The sequence below is a fragment of the Microbacterium thalassium genome, assembly GCF_014208045.1.
Classification (GTDB): Bacteria; Actinomycetota; Actinomycetes; order Actinomycetales; family Microbacteriaceae; genus Microbacterium; species Microbacterium thalassium.
In genome coordinates this window covers 3,485,085-3,505,392 of record NZ_JACHML010000001.1, presented here as the reverse complement: position 1 = coordinate 3,505,392, position 20,308 = coordinate 3,485,085, and the positions used below count along the sequence as shown (strand labels likewise).

Below are 20,308 nucleotides of genomic sequence, written 5' to 3'. Positions count from 1 at the left end.
TCACGAAGAAACGAGGTGTGGCGTGTACGCAGTCATCACGGCGGTCGTGTGCGCTGTGCTGCTGAACGTCACAGCGGCGGTCTTCATCGTGCTGCGGGCGACGGTCTACGGGGTGCGGCTCTACCGGCCCATGCTGGTGAACATCGCCCTGTCGTTCGTGCCCGTCGTCCTCGCGATCGCCGGGGCGATCGGTCTGATCGTGCTCACGCCGGCCCTCGCGGGCATCGGCTCGGCCGGGATCTCGCCCGCCCTGTTCCTCTGGGGATACCTCGCGATCGCGACCGTGGTGTGGCTGCTGTTCTTCCCGAACTCGGTGTATCTGATCACCGAGCTGAACCTGAACCATCGCGAGCGGAAGACGCCGGTGCCGCTCTGGTACGACATCGTCCAGACCCTCACCCTCACCGTCTCGGGCATCGCGAACGCCGTGCTGAGCCTCGCCATCGTGCAGTTCGGGCTGATCGTACTCGTGTTCGACCCGGTCGCGCTCACCGCTCCGGCGGCGAGTTGGGTGTTCGCGGGCGTCGTGATCGTCCTCGGCGCGGTGGGTGTCTACCTCGGCCGGTACCTGCGCTTCAACAGCTGGGACGTCCGGCATCCGGGTGGCATGGTCAGAAAGCTCCGCGCCCACTTCGCCATTCGAGGGAAGACCCTCGAGGCCATCGGATTCGTCGTGAGTCACGCGCTGCTGGTCGCGCTCATCTACGTGCCGCTGTTCTCGCTGACGGTCGCGGCGCTCTCGGTCGCTCGCTGACGCGGCATCAGGCCGCGGGGTCTGGCTGCCGCATCCGAACGTCGGACAATTGCGCGTACGCCGGATGGTTTCCTCCTGAATCATCCTGCGAAGGCGCGGAACTCCGACATTCGGATGCGAGCGGCGGCGGGTCCGCGGCGGAGCCCGCGGTCGCAGACGGTGCGAGGATCGAGGTGTGGATGACGTGACGGTGACGGGGTTCGTCGGGGTGTATCACGCCGACGGCGGGCCGATCGGCGAGCTGAAGTACGTCGTCGGTCACATGCTCGGCACCGCGCACTGCGCCCTGTGCGACATCACCCACACGTGGCGCCGCAAGCCCGAGTGGGACGCGATGGTCGCGCGCCTGGGACTGCCGTTCGAGCTGCGCCATCTGAACGAGTTCGACGACGAGATCCGCATCGCCCTCGAACCGCACGGCACCCCGGCGGTGCTCATGCGCACGGATCGGGGCCTCGAGCTCGCGCTCGGCCCCGGCGACCTCGAGCCGCTCGGGGGAGAGGTCGCCGCGTTCGAGTGCGCCCTCGTCGAGCGCGTGCCCGCGCTGGCGCGCGCCGCGACCGCCTGCGACTGAAAGGCCCGGGCCCGCGCGCACGGAGCGTCGGAGTTCTGCGCGAACGTCGGAGCGGATGGGCGCGAATCAGCCGACGAACGCGCAGAACTCCGACGTTCGCCGGAGGAGTGGGCGCGTTCGACGGTTGCGAGTCCGGGGCGCGCGGGCGATGTCGGCGGGGTGCGCTAGCCCGATCCCACGTTCACGAGCTGCGGCTGTCGGTACCTGGCCGGCCGCACGGCAACCCGAGTCCCATCGACTTCCGGGTGCCCCAGGGGAAGAACGGGCGTGATGCCACCCGGCGTCCGCAAGGTTCGATGGGGCGGCATGCCCCGGAGAGGGGCCGATCGCCCATGTTCACCGGAAGGAACGACGGCGAGCCGTCGACGAGCATCTTCTTCACCGCAGAGGAGGCCAAGGCGCCGGGAGGGGCCGAGCGCATCTTCGCGGCGCTCGAAGCCGGCAGGCGGGCCGAAGACGAGCGACGGCTGCGCGACGCGGTGGATGCCGCACGCTGGCAGGACAGCATCGCCCGCAGCCGCTGCGATCTGGCCCTCGCGAGGGACGACGTGAACGGCTTCCTCCACTACATCCATCCCATCCCGCTGCGTCTCGGGTACGCCGACGAGTACGTCGCGAAGCACATCCAGGGCTGGACGTGGCGCGAGCTGTACGAACTCGTCGGGGAGGCGGGAGTGGTCGAGGGCGGGCTCCCGCCCAGGTGCTACGTCGCGGTCGGAGCCGTCCACGTCAGTCACGACGGCTCCTGGCTCGTGGAGTGGGAGGACGGACGCGTCACTGCCTCCGCGTCGTGACTCCTCCGCCGACGCGCCCGCTGACACTCCGGTCGGATGCGGCTGGACCCGGAAGTGACGGACAATCGGGTATGACCGAAGAGGAACGGCATGCCATCGAGCACGAATGCGCCCGTCTGATCTCGCTATACGCCAACCTGAACGATGCCGCGCGCTGGCAGGACGTCGCGCAGCTCTACACGCCGACGGGGCGCATGGCGAGACCGACCGCACCGGATGACTGGATCACCGGACGGGCGGCGATTCTGGAGGCATTCCTGTCGCGGCCGTCCCGCACCACCCGTCACGTGTGCAGCAATGTGGTGATCGACGTCACGGACGCCCGGCACGCGACCGGCGAGTCGACGATGCTGCTGTTCACCGGGCCGGACAAGCCGCCGCTGGTCGGCTACTTCCTCGATCGATTCGAGCGAACCGATGAGGGATGGCGCTTCGCCGAGCGTCGGGGCGGCCTCACGTTCTGAGGAGGGCCACCGCGAGGTCGGCCTACCGGTAGTTGACGAACTGCAGGTCGACGTCGAGGTCGGCGGCCTTGAGCATCCGGATGACCTCCTGGAGGTCGTCGCGGGACTTCGACTGCACACGCAGCTCGTCGCCCTGGATCTGCGACTTGACCGACTTCGGACCCTCGTCGCGGATCAGCTTGCCGATCTTCTTGGCGTTCTCCTGCGAGATGCCCTCCTTGAGCGAGGAGACGATGCGGTACTCCTTGCCGCTGGCGACCGGGTCGCCGGACTCGAGGCTCTTCAGCGAGATGCCGCGCTTGATGAGCTTGGACTGGAACACATCCAGCGCCGCCTTCGCGCGCTCCTCGCTGTTCGCCTTGATGAGGATCGCCTCGCCGGTCCAGGCGATGGAGGTCTCGGTGCCGCGGAAGTCGTAGCGCTGCTCGACCTCCTTGCGCGCCTGGTTGAGCGCGTTGTCGGCCTCCTGGCGGTCGACCTTGCTGACGATGTCGAACGAAGAATCAGCCATGCGGCGATTCTACCGAGCGGATGCCCGGGCACGGCTCTGGTGCGCAGAGACTCGATGGTTGCGTTCGCGCGGAAGCAGGCCCAGCATGGCAGCGAAGACCTGGGGATCGGATGCCGATGCGCGCGATAGCGGTGGTGCTGTGGTTCGCGGCCGCAGTCGGATCGTTCGGGCTCGTGTGGATGGGCGTGTACCGGGTCGCCGCCGCGGACGGGCCCGGCGCGTGCGTCGCATCGGACGGGCCCTGGCTGCTCGCCGGGGTGCTGGCCGGGGTGTTGCTCGCCGGCGGAGCCGCCGCGCTCGGGAGCGGATGGGTGGCGGTCGGCGTCGCCATCCCCGGCCTCGGGACGGTTGCGCTGGAACTGGCGTTCGCCTGCTCGTTCGTGCCGCAACTCGCCCTCCCGGTGCTCTGCCTCGTCGGGGCGGGCGCGGCGGCGGTGGCGGGATACGCGATCCTGCGCGAGCGCGGATCCGCCCGGTAGCCGCCGCCGCAGGCCGGCGTGAGAGCGATTGCATTCCTGGGAGTTCAGCCGCTGGTGGGCCCGCGGAAAATCGCCGTTTGCAAACACGCAGATCGTCAGGTAGGAATGTAAGCGCTTGCATTCCTGTGAGCACGAAGAACGGCCTTCGGATGCCTCCCCCCGGCACCCCTGGGTCGGGACCAACAGCAAATGAGAGGCACAACACACCAATGAAGGTGAACAAGAGGAGCTTCGCCGCCCTCGGAGCAATCACAGCCGTTTCCGCTCTCGCCCTCGCGGGCTGCGCGGCATCGCCGGAGGCCGCTGAGCCCAGCGAGGCCGCCGTCGAGTTCTCGGGCGAGATCACCGTCTGGGTCGACGCCGACCGCGCCGGTGTCCTGGAGGAGGCCGCGGCCGACTTCACCGACACCACGGGCGTCAAGGTCAACCTCGTCCAGAAGGAGTTCGGCGAGATCCGCGACCAGTTCGTCCAGCAGGTTCCCACCGGCGAGGGCCCGGATGTCGCCGTCGGCGCGCACGACTGGCTCGGCGTCCTGGCCACCAACGGCGTGGTCGCTCCGGTCGAGCTCGGCGACAAGGCAGCCGAGTTCGAGCAGGTCGCGCTCGACGCCTGGGCGTACGACGGCCAGACCTACGCGGTCCCCTACGCCATCGAGAACATCGCGCTCCTGCGCAACACCGACCTGGTGTCCGAGGTCGCCACCGACTTCGACGACATGATCGCCAAGGGCGAGGCCGCCGGCACCGAGTACGCGTTCCTCATCGGCCTCGACCCCGAAGCCGCCGACCCGTACCACCTGTACCCGTTCCAGACGTCGTTCGGCGCTCCCGTCTTCGGCAGCAACGCCGACGGCAGCTACGACGCCGGCAACCTCCAGATCGGCAACGAGGGCGGCCAGGAGTTCGCCGCGTGGCTCGGCGAGCAGGGCGCCGCGGGCATCCTCAACACCAACATCACCGGTGACCTCGCCAAGGAGAACTTCCTCGCCGGCAAGTCGCCGTACTACGTCACCGGCCCGTGGAACGCGCCGGACGCGGTCGCCGCAGGCCTGAACATCGCCGTCGACCCGATCCCGTCGGCCGGCGGCGGCGAGGCTCAGCCGTTCGCGGGCGTGCAGGGCTTCTTCCTCTCGGCCGAGAGCGAGAACCGACTGGCTGCCAACGAGTTCCTCGTGAACTACATCGGCTCCGAAGAGGTGCAGACCGCGCTCTACGAGGTCGGCGGCCGTGCCCCGGCCCTGACCGCGGCCTTCGACGCCGCCGTGGCCGGCGACCCGATCGTGGCAGGCTTCGGCGAGGTCGGCGCGAACGCCGTGCCGATGCCGTCGATCCCCGAGATGGGCTCGGTGTGGCAGTTCTGGGGCGTCACCGAGGGCGCGATCATCAACGGCGGCGACCCGACGTCGCTGTGGGACAAGATGGCCGCTGACATCCAGGGCGCCATCGAGTAATCCTCGCGTCGACGGGCGGGGCGGCCTCCTGCGGGATGCCGCCCCGCCTTCCCGACCCGACGGAACCGACCAGGGAATGTGCCGATGACGACACCGACCAGGGACCGCGACACCGCGGCCGACACCGCCCGCGCAGGGCAGGCGGACAGCGCCGCCCAGACGTCGCCCGGCGACGCCAAAGACGGCGGGCGCCGCGCGAAGCGCGCCGTGCGCGCCGCCCGCATGGCCGACGCCGCCTCGGGCGGCCTGAAGGTGCTGCTCGTCAAGATCATCGCCCTCGGGCTGATCGACGCGCTCGCGCTGTACTCGATCCTCGTGCTCGTGCAGAGCGCGCAGTGGATCCCCGCGCTGATCGTGCTCGCCGTGACCGGCTACGCGAACTGGATCTACTTCAGCCGCGGGCACCTGCCCGCGAAGTACCTGATCCCCGGTCTCGTCTTCCTCTTCGTCTTCCAGATCTTCGCCGCGGGGTACACCGGCTACGTCGCGTTCACCAACTACGGCACCGGCCACAACGCCGACAAGGACAGCGCGATCAACTCGCTGATGCTGTCGGCGCAGGAGCGCGTGCCCGATTCGCCGGCGTACGACCTCACGATCGTCGAGCAGCTCGGCGAGTACTCGTTCCTCGTGACCGGCCCCGACGGCAACGTCGCGATCGGCGGGGACGAGCGCCCCCTCGAACCGGTCGCGAACGCCGAGATGTCCGGCGGCCAGGCCGTCGCCGTCCCCGGCCACACCACCCTCGGCTTCGCCGACATCGTCGCCAACCAGCAGGTCATCGCCGACATGGCGGTGCCGCTGAGCGACGACCCCAACGACGGCGCGCTGCGCACCCCCGACGGCTCCTCCGCCTACGTCTACCTGTCGAAGCTCGTGTACGACGAGCAGGCCGACACCATGACCGACACGCGCACCGGCGTCGTCTACTCCGACATCGGCACGGGCGCGTTCGTCGCCGAGGACGGCACCGAGCTGCGTCCCGGCTGGCAGATCTGGGTCGGCTTCGACAACTTCGTGCGCGCGTTCGCCGAGGAGTCGATCCGTGCGCCGTTCTTCTCGGTGCTCGCCTGGACGTTCGTCTTCGCCTTCTTCTCGGTGGCGACCACGTTCGTGATGGGCCTGTTCCTCGCAGTGGTCTTCAACGACCCCCGCATGAAGTCCAAGAAGTACTACCGGCTCATCATGATCCTGCCGTATGCGTTCCCCGGGTTCCTCTCGGCACTGGTGTGGGCGGGCATGATGAACCAGGAGTTCGGCTTCATCAACGTCGTGCTGCTCGGCGGCGCCGACATCCCGTGGCTGACCAACGAGTGGCTGGCGAAGGTCAGCATCCTGCTGGTGAATCTGTGGCTCGGCTTCCCGTACATGTTCCTCATCTCGACGGGCGCCCTGCAGGCGATCCCCGGCGAGCTCGAGGAGGCGGCCCGCGTCGACGGTGCGAGCGCATGGCAGGTGTTCCGCAGCATCAAGCTGCCGCTGCTGTTCGTCGCGGTCGCGCCGCTGCTCATCGCCTCGTTCGCGTACAACTTCAACAACTTCAGCCTGATCTACATGCTCACCGGCGGCGGTCCGCGCGATGCGACGGCGTCGGTCAACGTCGGCGCGACCGACATCCTCATCACGATGGTCTACAAGGTCGCCTTCGTCGGCTCCACCGCGGACTACGGCCTGGCGAGCGCGTTCTCGATCATCATCTTCCTGCTCGTCGGAACGATCTCGGTCATCGCCTTCCGACGGACCAAGGCCCTCGAGGAGCTGAACTGACATGACCAGCGTGCGTGAATCACAGACCGAGACCCGTTCGGTCGTCACGTCGGGCGGGCCCGGCGGCACCCACGACGACGCCGGCGTCCGCGGCGCCGCGGCGCCGCGGCGCCCCTTCAAGCGCTACTTCCGCGAGACCGGCTGGCGACACCTCGTCGGCATCGCCGTGGCGGCGTTCGCGATCTTCCCGCTGCTGTACGTCTTCTCGGCCTCGCTCAACCCGGGCGGCACGCTGCTGACGGCGAACGGCCTCTTCCGCAACCTCGACTTCAGCAGCTACGCCAGCCTGTTCACGTCGGAGCGGCATCCGTACGGCGCCTGGTACGTCAACACGCTCGTCATCGGACTCGTCACCGCAGCCGGCACCGTGCTGCTCGGTGCGCTCGCGGCGTACTCGTTCTCGCGCATGCGGTTCACCGGCCGCAGGTTCGGCCTCACCACACTGCTGGTGGTGCAGATGTTCCCGCAGATGCTCGCGATGGTCGCGATCTTCCTGCTCATGGTGGCGATCGGCGACATCTTCCCGGCGATCGGGCTCAACAGCCAGATCGGCCTCATCATGGTCTACCTCGGCGGTGCGCTGGGTGTGAACACGTACCTCATGTACGGGTTCTTCAACACGGTGCCGTCGTCGATCGACGAGGCCGCGAAGATCGACGGCGCTGGTCACGCGCGCATCTTCTTCACGATCATCCTGCGCTTGGTGGCGCCGATCCTCGCGGTCGTGGGGCTGCTGTCGTTCATCGGCACGTCCAGTGAGTTCGTGCTGGCGAGCGTGATCCTCATCGACCCCGAGAAGCAGACGCTCGCGGTGGGCCTGTACAAGTTCATCTCCGACGAGTTCTCGAAGAACTGGAGCATCTTCGCCGCCGGCGCGGTGCTCGCCGCGATCCTGCCGGTGGCGCTGTTCCTGGCACTGCAGCGGTATATCGTCGGCGGTCTGACGGCCGGAAGCGTGAAGTAGCGGATGCCTCGTCAGCACGCTTCCTTCGTGCGGCGGGCGTTCGCGGGCATCGGCGCGCTCGCCGCGGCGGCGCTTCTGGGCGGGTGCGCCGGTGCGCCCGGCGACGCGCCCGACCCGGCACCGGCCGATGTCGGCATCCAGCTCTTCCAGCTGCCATGGACGACCCTCGCCGAGGAGTGCGAGACGACGCTCGGCCCCGCGGGCTTCGCGTGGGTGCTGACCTCGCCGCCGAACGAGCACGTCGACCTCGACCCGTGGTGGGCGTCGTACCAGCCGGTGAGCTACGAGCTGGAATCGCGCCTGGGCACTCGGGACGAGTTCGCCGATATGGTCGCGCGCTGCGACGCGGCCGGCATCGACGTCATCGCGGATGCCGTCGTCAACCACATGACCGGCCAGGAGGCCCCCGGCACCGGCTTCGCGGGAACCACGTACCAGCACTACGAGTATCCGGGACTGTACGGCTACGACGACTTCCACCATTGCGGGCTGACCACCTACGACGACATCGAGGACTACCGCTCGCGCGATCAGGTGCAGCAGTGCGAGCTGGTGAACCTCGCCGACCTCGACACCTCCACGGACGCCGTCCGAGCCACCATCTCCGGCTACCTCGAGGACGTCCTCTCTCTCGGGGTAGCCGGCTTCCGCATCGACGCCGCGAAGCACATGGCCGCCGATGACGTCGAGGCCATCGTCTCGAGCCTGCCCGAGGGCACCCGGATCCTGTCGGAGGTGATCCGCGGCGGCGGCGAACCGGTCACCCCCGAGGAGTACACCGGGTTCGGCGAGGTCTTCGAGTTCACGTACGCGCGCGACCTCACGCCGCCGCTGTCCAACGGAGTCTTCGCCGATCCTGCGCTCGACGGCGACCGGCCTCTGCACGTGGCGTCCGATCGCGCGATCGTGTTCGTCGACAACCACGACACCGAGCGCGGCGAGGCCGACGTGACCTACCGGCACGGTCCGCTCTACGTCATCGCGAACGTGCTGATGCTCGCCGACGACTACGGCACGCCCGTCGTCTACTCGGGCTACGCCTTCAGCGACCGCGATGCGGGCGCCCCGACGGGTGACGACGGGCGGGTGGTCGCCGAGACGTGCCCGCGCGTGGCCGAACCGGCGGACGAGTACGCCGACGGCGAGCGCACGTGCGTGCAGTCATGGCCGGCGATCGGCGGAATGCTCGAGTTCCGCGCGATCGCGGGCGACGAACCGCGGATGCCGGGAGTCGACGAGGGCGACGCGTACGGCTTCGAGTGCGAGGGCCGCGGCGTCGTCGCCGTCAACGTCGGCGCGGAGGCGCAGCGGATCGACATCCCGACCTCGATGCCCGACGGCGCCTACTGCGACGTCGTCTCGGGCGGCGCCGGCGCGGCGGATGATGACGGATGCGCCGGGCGCGAGTACGCCGTGTCGGACGGTGTCGCGACCCTCGACCTCGAGCCGCTCACGGCGGCCGCGATCCATCTCGGGTCACGGCGCTGAGGAACCGGCCGATACAACCGAACAACAACACGAGGGCTCTGTCATGGCGACCGCCGTGCATCCACGACTCCCCTTTCCCCGACCGGCGGCGCATCGCGCCGGCGCTTCGAAACGGACCGACATGACCCTGCTCCACGCCCCTCTGCCCGGGCACCCGGAACTGCCGCACCACGACGGCTCGCCGCTCCACGTCTCGACGCAGACGCCCGCTCTCGGCGAGGAGGTGCGGGTGAGGCTCCGCGTTCCCGACGCCTATCCCGCGCTGCGGGCCGTTCGCACCCTCTCCAATCCCGACCACGAGCCGGCCTGGACCGATGCGGTCCGGCTCGGCCGACAGGGCGGCTGGACGTGGTGGGAGGCACCCGTCGTCGTCGCGAACCCGCGGCACGGCTACCGGTGGCTGCTCGTGCACGAGTCGGGGCGCGTCGAGTGGCTCAACCAGGCCGGCCTGTCGGACCTCGAGACCCGCAACACCGACGACTTCGCGCTCGTCGCCCATCCTGCCCCGCCCGCGTGGATGACCGAGGCCGTGATGTACCAGGTCTTCCCCGACCGGTTCGCGCGGTCGGCGGCGGCGGATGCGCATCCCGTGCCCGACTGGGCGATCCCGGCCGCGTGGGACGATCCGGTCGAGCCGACGATGCCGGGCCGTTCGCAGCAGTTCTACGGCGGCGACCTCGACGGCATCCGCGAGAGGCTCGACCACCTCGTGGGTCTGGGCGTGAACCTGCTCTATCTGACCCCGTTCTTCCCGGCGGCCTCGAACCATCGGTACGACGCATCGAACTTCACCGCGGTCGATCCGCTGCTGGGCGGTGACGAGGCGCTCATCCGGCTGGTGGACGAGGCGCACGCACGCGGCATCCGCGTCGTCGGCGACCTCACCTCCAATCACTCCGGCGACCGGCACGAGTGGTTCCAGGCGGCACTGGGCAATCCCGGCGCCCCCGAGGGCGACTTCTACTACTTCACGGATGCCGCGTGCACGCGCTATGAGTCGTGGCTCGGCACACCCACCCTTCCGAAGTTCGACTGGTCGTCCGCAGAACTGCGACGTCGGTTCATCGAGGGACCGGATTCGGTCGTCGCCCGGTGGCTGAAGCCTCCGTTCTCCCTCGACGGGTGGCGCATCGACGTGGCGAACATGACCGGGCGACTGGGGGACGTCGATCTCAACGCCGACGTGAGGCAGGTGATCCGCCGGACGATGATCGACATCGACCCCGAGACACTCCTCATCGCCGAGATCACGAACGACGCGTCGGGCGATCTCACCGGCGACGGGTGGCACGGCGCGATGACCTACCCCGCGTTCACCCGGCCGCTGTGGGCGTGGCTGTGCGAACCGAGTGGCGCCCCGTACGTCACCGGCGAGGGGCACGAGCGCACCGAGCCGTGGTTCTTCGGCCAGCCGGTCGACGGGATCCCGCGGTACGACGCACGGCGGTTCGCCGCCGCCGTCACGCGGTTCGCCTCGGGGATCCCGTGGCGCGTGCGGCTCGGCAACATGCAGACCCTCGACAGCCATGACACCGCGCGCTTCGCCACGAACGCGCCGGACGACGTCATCCCGGCCGCGGTCGGGCTGTCGATGACCCTGCCGGGCATGCCGGTGCTGTTCGCCGGCGACGAGTTCGGCCTGACCGGCGTCGACGGCGAGGCCAGCCGCACGCCGATGCCATGGGGGACCGAGTCCGAGCCGGGCGTCGCCGAACGGCTCGACCTGTACCGGGAACTCATCGCGCTGCGCCGCGCCCACCCGGCGTTGGCGACGGGCGGACTGCGATGGCTGCACGCGGACGAGACGAGCCTGGTGTTCGTGCGCGAGAGCGCCGACGAGAGTGTTCTCGTCCTGGCCTCCACCGCCGATGCGCGGATCACGCTCCCCGCCGGTGCCGTGGCCGGCGCCGATCACGCGTCGCTTCTGTTCGGCGACGCCGCGCTCACAGCGGATGCGGACGGCGAGTCCGTGCTCGCCTCCGAGGGCGTGACCTTCGCCGTGTGGTTGCTGCCCGGAGTGGCGGTTCCGACGGGAGACGACGATGGCGACGCCTGAGCGCTTCGACGCCCTCAGCCGCGGACTGGCCGAGGGCGTCGCGCAGCATCCGGACCTCGTCGGGCTCGCCCTGATGGGCTCGGCATCCGACGAAGCCGCCGCGCGACGCGACGAATGGTCCGATCACGATTTCTTCGCGATCATCGGGGACGGGCGGGCGGGCGCCGTGCGCTCGGATCTGTCGTGGCTCCCCGACCAGCCCGCGCTGGCCCTGCTGGCGCGCGAAGGCGAGGTCGGGTTCGTCGCCGTCTACGACGACGGACACGTCATGGAGTTCGCGTTCGCCGAGGCATCCGAGCTCTCGGGCGCCCTCGCGGGCGAGGCGACGGTCGTCGTCGACGACGCGGCGCACTCGGTCGCGGAACTCGTCGAGCGTTCCCGCGAGCGTGCGGCCGCGGGTGACCGGTTCGATGCGGCGAACGACGCGCGGCTCGTGCTCGTGAAGCTCCTGATCGGCGTCGGGCGGGCGCGTCGCGGCGAGGTGCTCGTCGCCGGCCAGTTCGTGCGCTGGTGGGCCGTGCAGCATCTGATCCGTGCGGTGCGGGGACGCCATCCCGAGCGATCGGGCGCTGCGCGCGACCGCATCGACCCGGCGCGGCGGTTCGAGCGGGACTTCCCCGAGTGGGCCGACCGCATCGCCCGCGCCGTCGCGCAGGATGTGGAACCGGCCGCGCGGGAGCTGTTCGCGCTGCTCGGGGAGCTCGAACCCGGGTGGCCCGAGTTCCCGGGCCGCGCGGCGGATGCGGTGTCGATCCGTCTGGGGTGGGGGCGAGACAGCGACGCGACCGGTTCGTAGACTGGCGGCAGGAGGTGGCATGCGCCCGCTCACCGCAGACGAGCTCCGTGCGTCGTTCGTGAACGCCGCACCCGACGAGCTCCGAGCCATCGAGGTTCCGCTGAAGGTCGTGATGACCGACTGGGACCCGCTCGACTTCCTCGCGTGGCGCGACCCGAAATTCCGGGATCGCGGATACCTCGTCGCCGAGGTCGACGGTGAGCCGCGCGGCATCGTGCTGCGCAAGGCCGCCGGCAACTCGCGCGCGCGTGCGGCGATGTGCAACCTGTGCCACACCATGCAGCCGGCCGATCAGGTGTCGCTCTTCAGCGCCCGCAAGGCGGGGCGGGCCGGGGAGCACGGCGACAGCGTCGGCACCTACATATGCGCGGACCTGTCGTGCCACGAGAACGTGCGCCTGGTCGCGCCGCTCGCGCCGAACGAGATCCGGGCGAGCGTCGACATGCGCATCGACGGCACGAAGCGGCGCACAGAGGCCTTTGTGGGACGGATACTCGAGACGACGGGGAGGTCGGCATGACCGGGCGAGTGGTGGTGATCGGCGACGCGCTCATCGATGAGCTGCGCGACGAGACGGATGTGCGGGAGTTCGTCGGGGGAGCGGCCCTGAACGTCGCCGTCGGGCTGTCGAGGCTGGGCGTCCCCACGACGCTCATCGCCATGGTGGGCGACGACGAAGCCGGGTCGCACATCCGCGCGTATCTGTCCGACTACGGGGTGGAGCTGGTGGCTACGACGTCGCCGCTGGGCTCGGCGCGTGCTGTCAGCACGCGCAATAGGTACGGGGAGCCCGAGTACGTGTTCAACGAGGCGTCGCGCGCTCGCCGCATCCGCTACGGCGAGGCCGAGCGCGCAGCGATGGCCGCCGCGCCGTTCATCGCCATCAGCTGCATCGCACTGGACGACATCGAGCAGACCGCCGAGCTCGCCGAGGCGCTCAGCACCGCCGGCGTGCGGTTCGCGATCGACCCGAACCCGCGCACCGGCATGATGGCCGACCGCGACCGGTTCGTGGCGGGGTTCGAGGGGCTCGTGCCCGCGGCATCCCTCGTCAAGGTCGGCGAAGAGGATGCCGCCGTGCTGTACGACACGGATCTCGCCACCGTCCGTGAGCGGCTGATCGACCTGGGCGCCCACGCCGTGCTGGCCACGGCCGGTGCCGCCGGGGCGACCATCGAGGTCGGGGGAGAGGACGTGAACGCACCGGTGTCCGCACTGCCGGGGTCCATCGTCGACACCATGGGCGCCGGGGATGCCGCGTTCGCGGCGACCGTCGCCGCCATGGTCGAGGACACTCCCGCGGGGTCCGACGCCTGGTCGGAGGTGCTCCACGGCGCGATGGACGTCGCCGCGGCGACGTGCCGCTTCGAAGGCGCGCTCCTGCGCCAGCCCTCGGCCCTCAAGGGGATCGACATGGACCTGATCGGCACCTGACCCGCCCGGGCGCGCACCGATTTCTGCCTCCGCCGAAGACCGGGTAGGATTGTTGATCGCGCCTCCGGTCGACTGTACAAGCCGGGCGGGTGCGCATTTGGCGAGTTACCCAAGCGGCCAAAGGGATCTGACTGTAAATCAGCCGTCTTAGACTTCGGGGGTTCGAATCCCTCACTCGCCACGCGCCGTTCGAGAGCCTCCCCACGTGGGAGGCTCTCGTCGTCTCCGCGGCCGCGTGCGCTGTCGACGCTGAGGGCTGGGGGCCGCGCCGGTCAGCGTGCCAGGATGGGCGTGCGGGCGCGTGTCGTCCGTGGAAGAGAGGACCGCCATGACCGCTCCCGCCCCGCAGCCGTCGCAGCCGGAGCACGCTGATCCGAACGCGTCGAAGCTGCTGCGCGCAGCCATCTGGGTTGCGATCGGCGCCCTCATCGCCGCGGCGATCGTGTGCGTCATCTGGGTGCTGATCGGCTCGCAGAACGGCATCGTCGCGCGGGCCTTCCTCACGATCCTGCTGCTCGTCGGCTTCGCCGGCGTCTCGATCCTCGACGCGCATCTCGCGCCGCGCCGCCCGGTGTGGTTCGCGCTGGCGAGCATGGCGTCGTGGATCGTCGCGCTGCTCATCGGCGCCGTCATGATCTGGATGCCCGAGCGGAACTCATGGTCGGGCGTCGGGCGGTTCGTCTCGTTCCTCCTGATCGTCCTGATCCTGCAGCTCGCAGTGCTCCACGTCCGCCTCTACATGAAGGCGTTCCGTCGCTACGTCACCGTCTTCACGCAGGTCGTCACGATCGTCACGATCGCCCTCGTCGTCGGGCTCGCCGCGCTGCTGATCGTTCCCCTCATGCTGAGCGACTGGATCCGGTTCGCCGACATCTACTGGCGCATCACCGTCGCCGTGGCGATCCTCGCGGCGGTCGGCACCGCGCTCATCCCGCTCGTGAACGTGCTGTTCGCGCCGAAGAAGCCCCGGCCGGTCACCGCGCAGCCCGCACCCTACGGCGGTCAGCCGGCTCCGTACGGCGCTCAGGCCGTGCCCTACGGCACGCAGCCGGCCCCCTACGGCTCGGCGGCGCCTGCGGCGCCTGCGGCTTCGCCTGCTCAGCCGGCTCAGCAGCAGGAGCTCCTGCCCTGGCCGACCTTCGTCGACGGCGTCACGCCGCTGCCGATGATGCCCGACGGGTCGCCGGACTGGGGTGCCTACTACACGGGCTATCCGAGCGAGGGGGCGCAGGTCTTCACGCGCCCCGAGCCCGCGCAGGCCCCTGAGCAGACCGCTCCTGCTGTGGAGCCGTCCGCTGCCGAGCCCCCTGCGCCGTCGCACGGCGCGCCGGGATCGGGTCCCGGCACCCCCGCGGGGTACGAGGGCTACCCGCCGCCGCCTCCGCTTCCGCCGCGCCCGTAGTGGCGGGCGCCCGCGCGGCGGACGTGCGGCTCAGGCACCGAGCATCTCGAGCGCCGCCATGGCCGCATTGTGCCCGCCGATGCCGCTCACAGCTCCGCCGCGCTGCGCACCCGAGCCGCACACGAGCACGGTCGGATGCTTCGTGGCGACCCCCCAGCGCTCGGCAGGGGAGGCGAGCGGAGCGTCGTCCTCGGCCCACGGCCACGACAGCGGACCGTGGAAGATGTCACCGGCCCGCATCGCGAGCGAGTCCTCGAGGTCGGCCGTGGTTCGCGCCTCGATGCACGGCGACCCGTCCGGCGCCTCGTACACGCACTCGGCGATGGGCTCGGCGAGCACCGCGTCGAGCGAGCGCTGCGCCGCCGCCAGCAGATCGGCCCGCACCCGCGCCGGGTCGCCGCCCGCCGCGAGTGAGTGGGGAACCTGGAGCCCGAACAGCGTCAGCGTCTGGGCGCCCTCGGCCCGCAGCTCGGGACCGATGATCGACGGGTCGGTGAGCGAATGGCAGTAGATCTCCGCCGGGAGGGGATCCGGGATGCCGCCCGCCGCAGCCGTCGCGTACGCGGCATCAAGCTGCGGCATCGTCTCGTTGATGTGGAACGTCCCCGCGAACGCCGCCTCGGGCGCGACGTCGGTGTCGCGCAGCCGGGGGAGCCGTCGCAGCAGCATGTTGACCTTGACCTGGGCGCCCTCGGGCGTCGCGGCCGAAGCGGATGCCGCCGCGTCGGCGCCACCCGCCGACAGCAGGTCGCCGAGCACGGCCGGTCCCACGCCGCTGAGCACCAGGCGCGCGCGGACCTGCTCGCCGTCGGCCAGGACGACCTCGCCGTCGGGGCTGACCGACGCGACCTCGGCACCGGTGCGCAGCACGGCGCCTGCTTCGCGAGCCGCGCGGGCGAGCTCGCCGGTGACCATGCCCATGCCGCCGACCGGGACGTCCCAGTCACCGGTGCCCCCGCCGATCACGTGGTAGAGGAAGCACCGGTTCTGCCGCAGGCTCGGCTCATCCGCTGTCGCGAAGGTGCCGATGAGCCCGTCGGTCAGCGCGATGCCGCGCGCGATGTCGGTGGCCAGCGCGCCGCGCACCATCTCCCCGAGCGGCCGCTCGACGAGGTCGGCCCACAGCGCGTCGTCGCCGAGCGCCCGCCGCACGTCGGATCGGCGCGCGAGGGGCGCCGTGACGGTCGGGAAGAGCAGCTTCGCGACGGGCCCGACGCGGTCGTAGAACGTCGCGAACCGGTCGGCTTCGTGTCGATCGCCGGTCGTGCGCTGGAACGAGGCGGCCGTGGCGGCGGCATCCTGCGTGTCGACGAGGATGCCGCGGGCGGGGTCCGCGGGGTCGGGTGTGAACGAGGAGTAGCGGCGCCGGCGGAGGCGGATGTCCAGTCCGAGGTCGTCGATGATCGTGCGGGGGAGCAGGCTCACCAGGTAGCTGTAGCGCGAGAGACGCGCGTCGACCCCGGGCCACGGGCGCTCCGACACCGCGGCGCCGCCGACGGCGTCGAGGCGCTCCAGGACCACGACCGAGCAGCCGGCGCGGGCGAGGTACGCCGCGGCGACGAGCGCGTTGTGCCCGCCTCCGACGATCGCGACGTCGTACAGGGAGGGCGAAGCTGACGGCATGCTCCACGGTAACAATCGGCGGCGGTGCATCGAACGCGCGGGGAACGGATGCGGCGCCGCCGCGCACCGCCGCCGTGCGGCGGCGCCCGCGGCGTAGCGTGGGAGTGTGATCGCACCCGCCGAACTGCAGAACATCGCCATCGAGATCGCCCGGGAGGCCGGTGCGCTCGCGCGCGAGCGGCGTGCCGAGGGCGTGTCGATCGCGGCGACGAAGTCGGGCATCGCCGACATCGTCACCGAAGCCGATCGGGAGGTCGAGGCGCTCATCCGCGACCGGCTCCGCGTGGCTCGACCCGAGGACGGATTCCTCGGAGAGGAGTCGGCGCCCGAGCCCGGGGTGTCCGGTGTCACCTGGGTGGTCGATCCGATCGACGGCACCGTCAACTACGCGTACGGCATCCCGTCGTACGCCGTGAGCATCGCGGCCGTGAGCGGCGAGCCCGACCCGCGTTCGTGGCGGGCGCTGGCGGGCGCTGTCTTCAACCCCGCGATCGGCGAGATGTTCCACGCGGCCCGGGGCGAAGGCGCATGGCTCGACGGCAAGCGCATCTCCGTCAACCCGGAGCCCTCCGAGGCCGGAGCGCTGCTCGCGACCGGCTTCGGCTACGACCCCGCCACCCATGCGGCCGACCTCGCGCGCGTCGCCCGGGTCATGCCGCTCGCGCGGGACCTCCGCCGGATCGGGGCGGCATCGCTCGACCTCGCCTTCGTCGCGGCCGGAAGGCTGGACGGCTACTTCGAGCGCGGGCTCCACCCGTGGGACCACGCCGCAGGTGCTCTGCTGGTCGTCGAAGCGGGCGGGAGGGTCGGGGGGCCGGACGGCGTCCCCGGTCGCGGACTCACCGTCGCGTCGGGGCCCGCGCTGTTCGATCGCCTGCTCGCGGCGGCGAGCGAGCCGGCTGAACCGGGTCTCAGCAACGGCTGAACGGGATGTCACGTTTCCATCGGGTTTCGTTCATGGCATTCCCAGGCCTCGTTGGGTAGGGTTTACGAGATCGTTACCTTCGGCACCCGAAAACGAAGGGAACGTGCCCCCCGAATCACTCTGTCGCGCCCGAGCGACCACACGAGAGCAGTACTGGTTGTCCTCTGAAGCCCCCCAGGCCGAGCCGGCGCGCACGCGACGCTCGAGCCGTGCCGTCGCAGCGCCCGCTGCGGCGTCGTCGGGGGCTTCACGCGCCGAACTGCGACGTCGTTCGACCGGCCCGGTCGAGACCCGGCCGGCGGTCGTGTGGGGCCGCGAGACCCCGACCCCCGCGCCGAAGCCGGTCACTCCCGCTCTGCCGGCTGCTCTGCCCGAGCGCACCGCCGACACTCCTTCGCCGTCGCGCCGCTCGCGCCGTCCTCGCGACACCCAGCCCCCCGCACCGCAGTCCGAGGCGGCAGCCGCTTCCGAGCCGGTCGCCCTGCCCGCGATGGACCTCACCATTCCCAAGCCGGTCGCCGCGCTCCCCGTCGCGCCCGAGCTGCCCGCTGCCGACTCCGCGCCCGCCGGGCCCGTTCTCGAGCAGCCCGCGCCCGATACGTCCACCGGTCCCTTCACGCCGACGACGCAGACCGGCGGTCGCCGCGCACGTCGCGCCCGACTGCGCGCCGACGAGCCGACCGTCCTCCCGGATGCCGTGCTCACCCCGGCAGAGCCGTTCGAACTGCTCGAGCCGGCAGCCGCTCCCGAGCAGCCCGCCATGCCCGAGCCGATCGTCGTGCCCGAGGCCGACGTCGAGGTCGAGCCCGTGGCCGCGACCGAGCAGGCCCCGACCGAGCCGGAGTCGCTGCCCGACGCGCATGCCCTGCCCCAGGAGCAGGCCCGTTCGGCTGCTGCCGACGTCGATGAGTTCGCCACCGCGGCCGCGCTCTTCTCGTTCACGGGCGAGACGCCCGTGCAGCGCGCCGCCGCCGCCCGCGATGCGGATGAGGCCTCGAAGACTCCCGCGACCGAGCCCGCCAAGCCCGACGCGACGCCGGGTCGTCCGCGGACGCGCACGTCGCTGCGCCGCATCGCCGCGACCGGCTTCTCGGTCGGCGTGATGGGCATCGTCGGACTCATGACGGTCGGCATGACCACGCCGGTCGAGGCGGTCGCCGCATCCTCCGCCGTCGAGACGAACCTGTCGGTGCTCGCCGCAGCCGACGCCGAGGCCGGCATCGACACGGAAGAGATTCAGGCGTACGTCACCCCTGCCGACACCGAGAACGCCGACGTGTCGCGCGACGAGAACTACGACACCGTGACGATGGCCGAGATCGCATCCGAGTCGGGCATCTCCAACTACTCGAGCCTGTTCGTCAACGACCCGAACTCCGCCATCCAGTGGCCGTTCGCGGTGGGCGTGCCGATGAGCTACGGCTTCGGACTCCGCTCGGGCGTGATGCACGAGGGCATCGACTTCGTCCCCGGCTACGGCGCGCCGATCCAGGCCATCGCCGACGGCACCGTCCGCATCGCCACGAACGCCGGCGGCGCCTACGGGGTGACGATCGTGATCGACCACGAGATCGACGGCCAGCTGGTCTCGAGCCGCTACGGGCACATGATCTACGGGTCGCTCAAGGTCGTCCCCGGGCAGAAGGTCAGTGTCGGCCAGGTCATCGGCAGCACCGGCAACACCGGCCGGTCGTACGGCGCTCATCTGCACTTCGAGATCCTGATGGACGGCACCACGGCGATCGACCCGCTCCCGTGGCTGCGACAGCACGCCGGAGGGTGACCTCGGTTTCAGAGGAGGCCGTGGGCTCTGGTATCCTCTTCTAGTTGCCTTCTCGAAGGCAGCACGCCCCGATAGCTCAGTGGCAGAGCACTTCCATGGTAAGGAAGGGGTCGTCAGTTCAATCCTGACTCGGGGCTCGCAGCATCCGGCATCGTGACCGCGGATGCACGCGGCAGGGTAGCTCAGTTGGTGAGAGCGCACGACTCATAATCGTGAGGTCGCGGGTTCAAGCCCCGCTCCTGCTACACAAGGAAACCCCCGGATATCCGGGGGTTTTTGCTTTGCGGGGAATGGTGACGCGGCACGCCCGACGTGTGGGCGCAGGCGCGCCCCCGGCCGACGCGATTCCCGACGCGCGCCCCCAGTTCTCAGGGGTCCACCCTGATGACACCCCGACAGCGGGCCGTCATCCTGGTCTCCGGAGGACAGAAGGACGCCACGATGACACGACACCATGCCCGGGCAACGCTCCTCGTCGCGGCGGTCGCCGGCGTCGCGCTCGCCCTGAGCGGCTGCGCGGGCGGCGGCGATGGGTCGACGGATGCCGCGGACGCCGAGGCCGGGGGGTCGGTCGGGGGCGGATCCGAGTGCACGACGGCGTTGACGGCAACCCTGCCCGACGGCACCTCGGTGTCCCTCACCGAGGCGGGCGCGGCGACATTCGGCGACGGCGTGTCGTACTCGACGTTCGCTGCCGACTTCGCGCCGGATCCCGACACGAACCTGCTCCTGGAGTATCCGCCTGTGCCCGACGACGGCACGATCGCATACATCAGCACGGCGGTGTTCAACCAGGAGACGGATCACCCGGCGCTCGCACCGGGAGATGAGATCGCGTGGACGCGGGACTTCGACGTCGTCACCTTCGCGGTCATCGTGCAGTCCGGGGCCGACCAGTTCAGCACGAGCACGGATGGTGCCGGAACGCTCAGCGTGAGCGAGGTGTCGGACGATCGCATCTGCTTCGACCTGGAGTACACCGATGCCGAGAAGGCGGTGAGCGGCACGCTGAGTGCCGACGTGGTGAGCTGAGATTTCGACAT

19 protein-coding genes, 3 tRNA genes and 1 riboswitch are annotated in these 20,308 nt (G+C 70.5%); of the genes, 20 read left to right on the top strand and 2 right to left on the bottom strand.

Going from position 1 to position 20,308, the window contains the following annotated elements; all coding sequences use genetic code 11:
* Positions 1 to 22 precede the first annotated feature (22 nt).
* From HD594_RS16305 to HD594_RS16290, 4 genes are all read left to right on the top strand, one after another.
* A complete protein-coding gene (locus tag HD594_RS16305; RefSeq protein ID WP_184752088.1) occupies positions 23 to 754 on the top strand; it encodes a DUF1361 domain-containing protein in 732 nt (243 codons plus the stop codon).
* A 175-nt stretch (positions 755 to 929) separates the two neighbouring features.
* A complete protein-coding gene (locus tag HD594_RS16300; protein WP_184752086.1) occupies positions 930 to 1,328 on the top strand; it encodes a hypothetical protein in 399 nt (132 codons plus the stop codon).
* 179 nt (positions 1,329 to 1,507) lie between these two features.
* Positions 1,508 to 1,627, top strand: a riboswitch (SAM riboswitch).
* A 33-nt stretch (positions 1,628 to 1,660) separates the two neighbouring features.
* Positions 1,661 to 2,122 carry a hypothetical protein gene (locus tag HD594_RS16295; protein WP_184752084.1) on the top strand — a complete coding sequence of 154 codons (462 nt, stop codon included), beginning with the start codon at positions 1,661 to 1,663 and terminating at the stop codon, positions 2,120 to 2,122.
* A gap of 71 nt (positions 2,123 to 2,193) precedes the next feature.
* Positions 2,194 to 2,586: a nuclear transport factor 2 family protein gene (locus HD594_RS16290; RefSeq protein WP_184752083.1), complete on the top strand. Its 393-nt coding sequence runs from the start codon at positions 2,194 to 2,196 to the stop codon at positions 2,584 to 2,586.
* 22 nt (positions 2,587 to 2,608) lie between these two features.
* On the opposite strand, the gene HD594_RS16285 is transcribed toward HD594_RS16290, so the two are convergent.
* On the bottom strand, positions 2,609 to 3,097 hold the full coding sequence (locus tag HD594_RS16285; protein WP_184752081.1) for a YajQ family cyclic di-GMP-binding protein: 489 nt from the start codon (positions 3,095 to 3,097) through the stop codon (positions 2,609 to 2,611).
* 116 nt (positions 3,098 to 3,213) lie between these two features.
* On the opposite strand from HD594_RS16285, the gene HD594_RS16280 reads away from it, so the two are divergent.
* From HD594_RS16280 to HD594_RS16230, 11 genes are all read left to right on the top strand, one after another.
* Positions 3,214 to 3,576 (top strand): hypothetical protein, encoded by a 363-nt coding sequence (locus tag HD594_RS16280; RefSeq protein ID WP_184752078.1) that lies wholly within the window; start codon positions 3,214 to 3,216, stop codon positions 3,574 to 3,576.
* Positions 3,577 to 3,785: 209 nt separating this feature from the next.
* On the top strand, positions 3,786 to 5,027 hold the full coding sequence (locus HD594_RS16275; RefSeq protein WP_184752076.1) for a sugar ABC transporter substrate-binding protein: 1,242 nt from the start codon (positions 3,786 to 3,788) through the stop codon (positions 5,025 to 5,027).
* Between the two features lie 84 nt (positions 5,028 to 5,111).
* Positions 5,112 to 6,794, top strand: coding sequence for an ABC transporter permease subunit (locus tag HD594_RS16270; protein ID WP_184752074.1), 1,683 nt, complete (start codon positions 5,112 to 5,114; stop codon positions 6,792 to 6,794).
* Between the two features lie 10 nt (positions 6,795 to 6,804).
* Positions 6,805 to 7,758 (top strand): sugar ABC transporter permease, encoded by a 954-nt coding sequence (locus tag HD594_RS16265; RefSeq protein WP_338103893.1) that lies wholly within the window; start codon positions 6,805 to 6,807, stop codon positions 7,756 to 7,758.
* 27 nt (positions 7,759 to 7,785) lie between these two features.
* Positions 7,786 to 9,246, top strand: coding sequence for an alpha-amylase (locus tag HD594_RS16260; protein WP_184752070.1), 1,461 nt, complete (start codon positions 7,786 to 7,788; stop codon positions 9,244 to 9,246).
* Positions 9,247 to 9,367: 121 nt separating this feature from the next.
* On the top strand, positions 9,368 to 11,302 hold the full coding sequence (locus HD594_RS16255) for a glycoside hydrolase family 13 protein (RefSeq protein WP_184752068.1): 1,935 nt from the start codon (positions 9,368 to 9,370) through the stop codon (positions 11,300 to 11,302).
* A complete protein-coding gene (locus HD594_RS16250) occupies positions 11,289 to 12,098 on the top strand; it encodes a transketolase family protein (RefSeq protein ID WP_184752066.1) in 810 nt (269 codons plus the stop codon). The genes HD594_RS16255 and HD594_RS16250 overlap by 14 nt, the downstream gene beginning before the upstream one ends.
* A 19-nt stretch (positions 12,099 to 12,117) precedes the next feature.
* On the top strand, positions 12,118 to 12,618 hold the full coding sequence (locus tag HD594_RS16245; protein ID WP_184752064.1) for an FBP domain-containing protein: 501 nt from the start codon (positions 12,118 to 12,120) through the stop codon (positions 12,616 to 12,618).
* Complete coding sequence (locus HD594_RS16240) at positions 12,615 to 13,532, top strand: PfkB family carbohydrate kinase (protein WP_184752062.1); 918 nt, start codon at positions 12,615 to 12,617, stop codon at positions 13,530 to 13,532. Before HD594_RS16245 ends, HD594_RS16240 begins: the two co-directional genes overlap by 4 nt.
* Before the next feature lie 99 nt (positions 13,533 to 13,631).
* Positions 13,632 to 13,713, top strand: a tRNA-Tyr gene (locus HD594_RS16235).
* 147 nt (positions 13,714 to 13,860) lie between these two features.
* Entirely contained in the window at positions 13,861 to 14,934 is a 1,074-nt protein-coding gene (locus HD594_RS16230; RefSeq protein WP_184752060.1) for an Asp23/Gls24 family envelope stress response protein, read from the top strand.
* Positions 14,935 to 14,964: 30 nt separating this feature from the next.
* Here HD594_RS16230 and HD594_RS16225 read toward each other — a convergent pair whose 3' ends face one another.
* Positions 14,965 to 16,557, bottom strand: coding sequence for a phytoene desaturase family protein (locus tag HD594_RS16225; RefSeq protein ID WP_184752058.1), 1,593 nt, complete (start codon positions 16,555 to 16,557; stop codon positions 14,965 to 14,967).
* Positions 16,558 to 16,663: 106 nt separating this feature from the next.
* Between HD594_RS16225 and HD594_RS16220 the strand changes: the two genes are divergently transcribed.
* The 5 genes from HD594_RS16220 (at position 16,664) to HD594_RS16200 (ending at position 20,297) form a co-directional block, all read left to right on the top strand.
* Positions 16,664 to 17,482 (top strand): inositol monophosphatase family protein, encoded by an 819-nt coding sequence (locus HD594_RS16220; protein ID WP_373877173.1) that lies wholly within the window; start codon positions 16,664 to 16,666, stop codon positions 17,480 to 17,482.
* A gap of 157 nt (positions 17,483 to 17,639) precedes the next feature.
* Complete coding sequence (locus HD594_RS17765; protein WP_271171131.1) at positions 17,640 to 19,265, top strand: peptidoglycan DD-metalloendopeptidase family protein; 1,626 nt, start codon at positions 17,640 to 17,642, stop codon at positions 19,263 to 19,265.
* A gap of 65 nt (positions 19,266 to 19,330) precedes the next feature.
* Positions 19,331 to 19,402: transfer RNA gene (locus tag HD594_RS16210), tRNA-Thr, on the top strand.
* 34 nt (positions 19,403 to 19,436) lie between these two features.
* Positions 19,437 to 19,510 (top strand) — tRNA-Met (locus HD594_RS16205).
* A 196-nt stretch (positions 19,511 to 19,706) separates the two neighbouring features.
* On the top strand, positions 19,707 to 20,297 hold the full coding sequence (locus HD594_RS16200; RefSeq protein ID WP_184752056.1) for a hypothetical protein: 591 nt from the start codon (positions 19,707 to 19,709) through the stop codon (positions 20,295 to 20,297).
* The last annotated feature ends 11 nt before the right edge of the window (positions 20,298 to 20,308 follow it).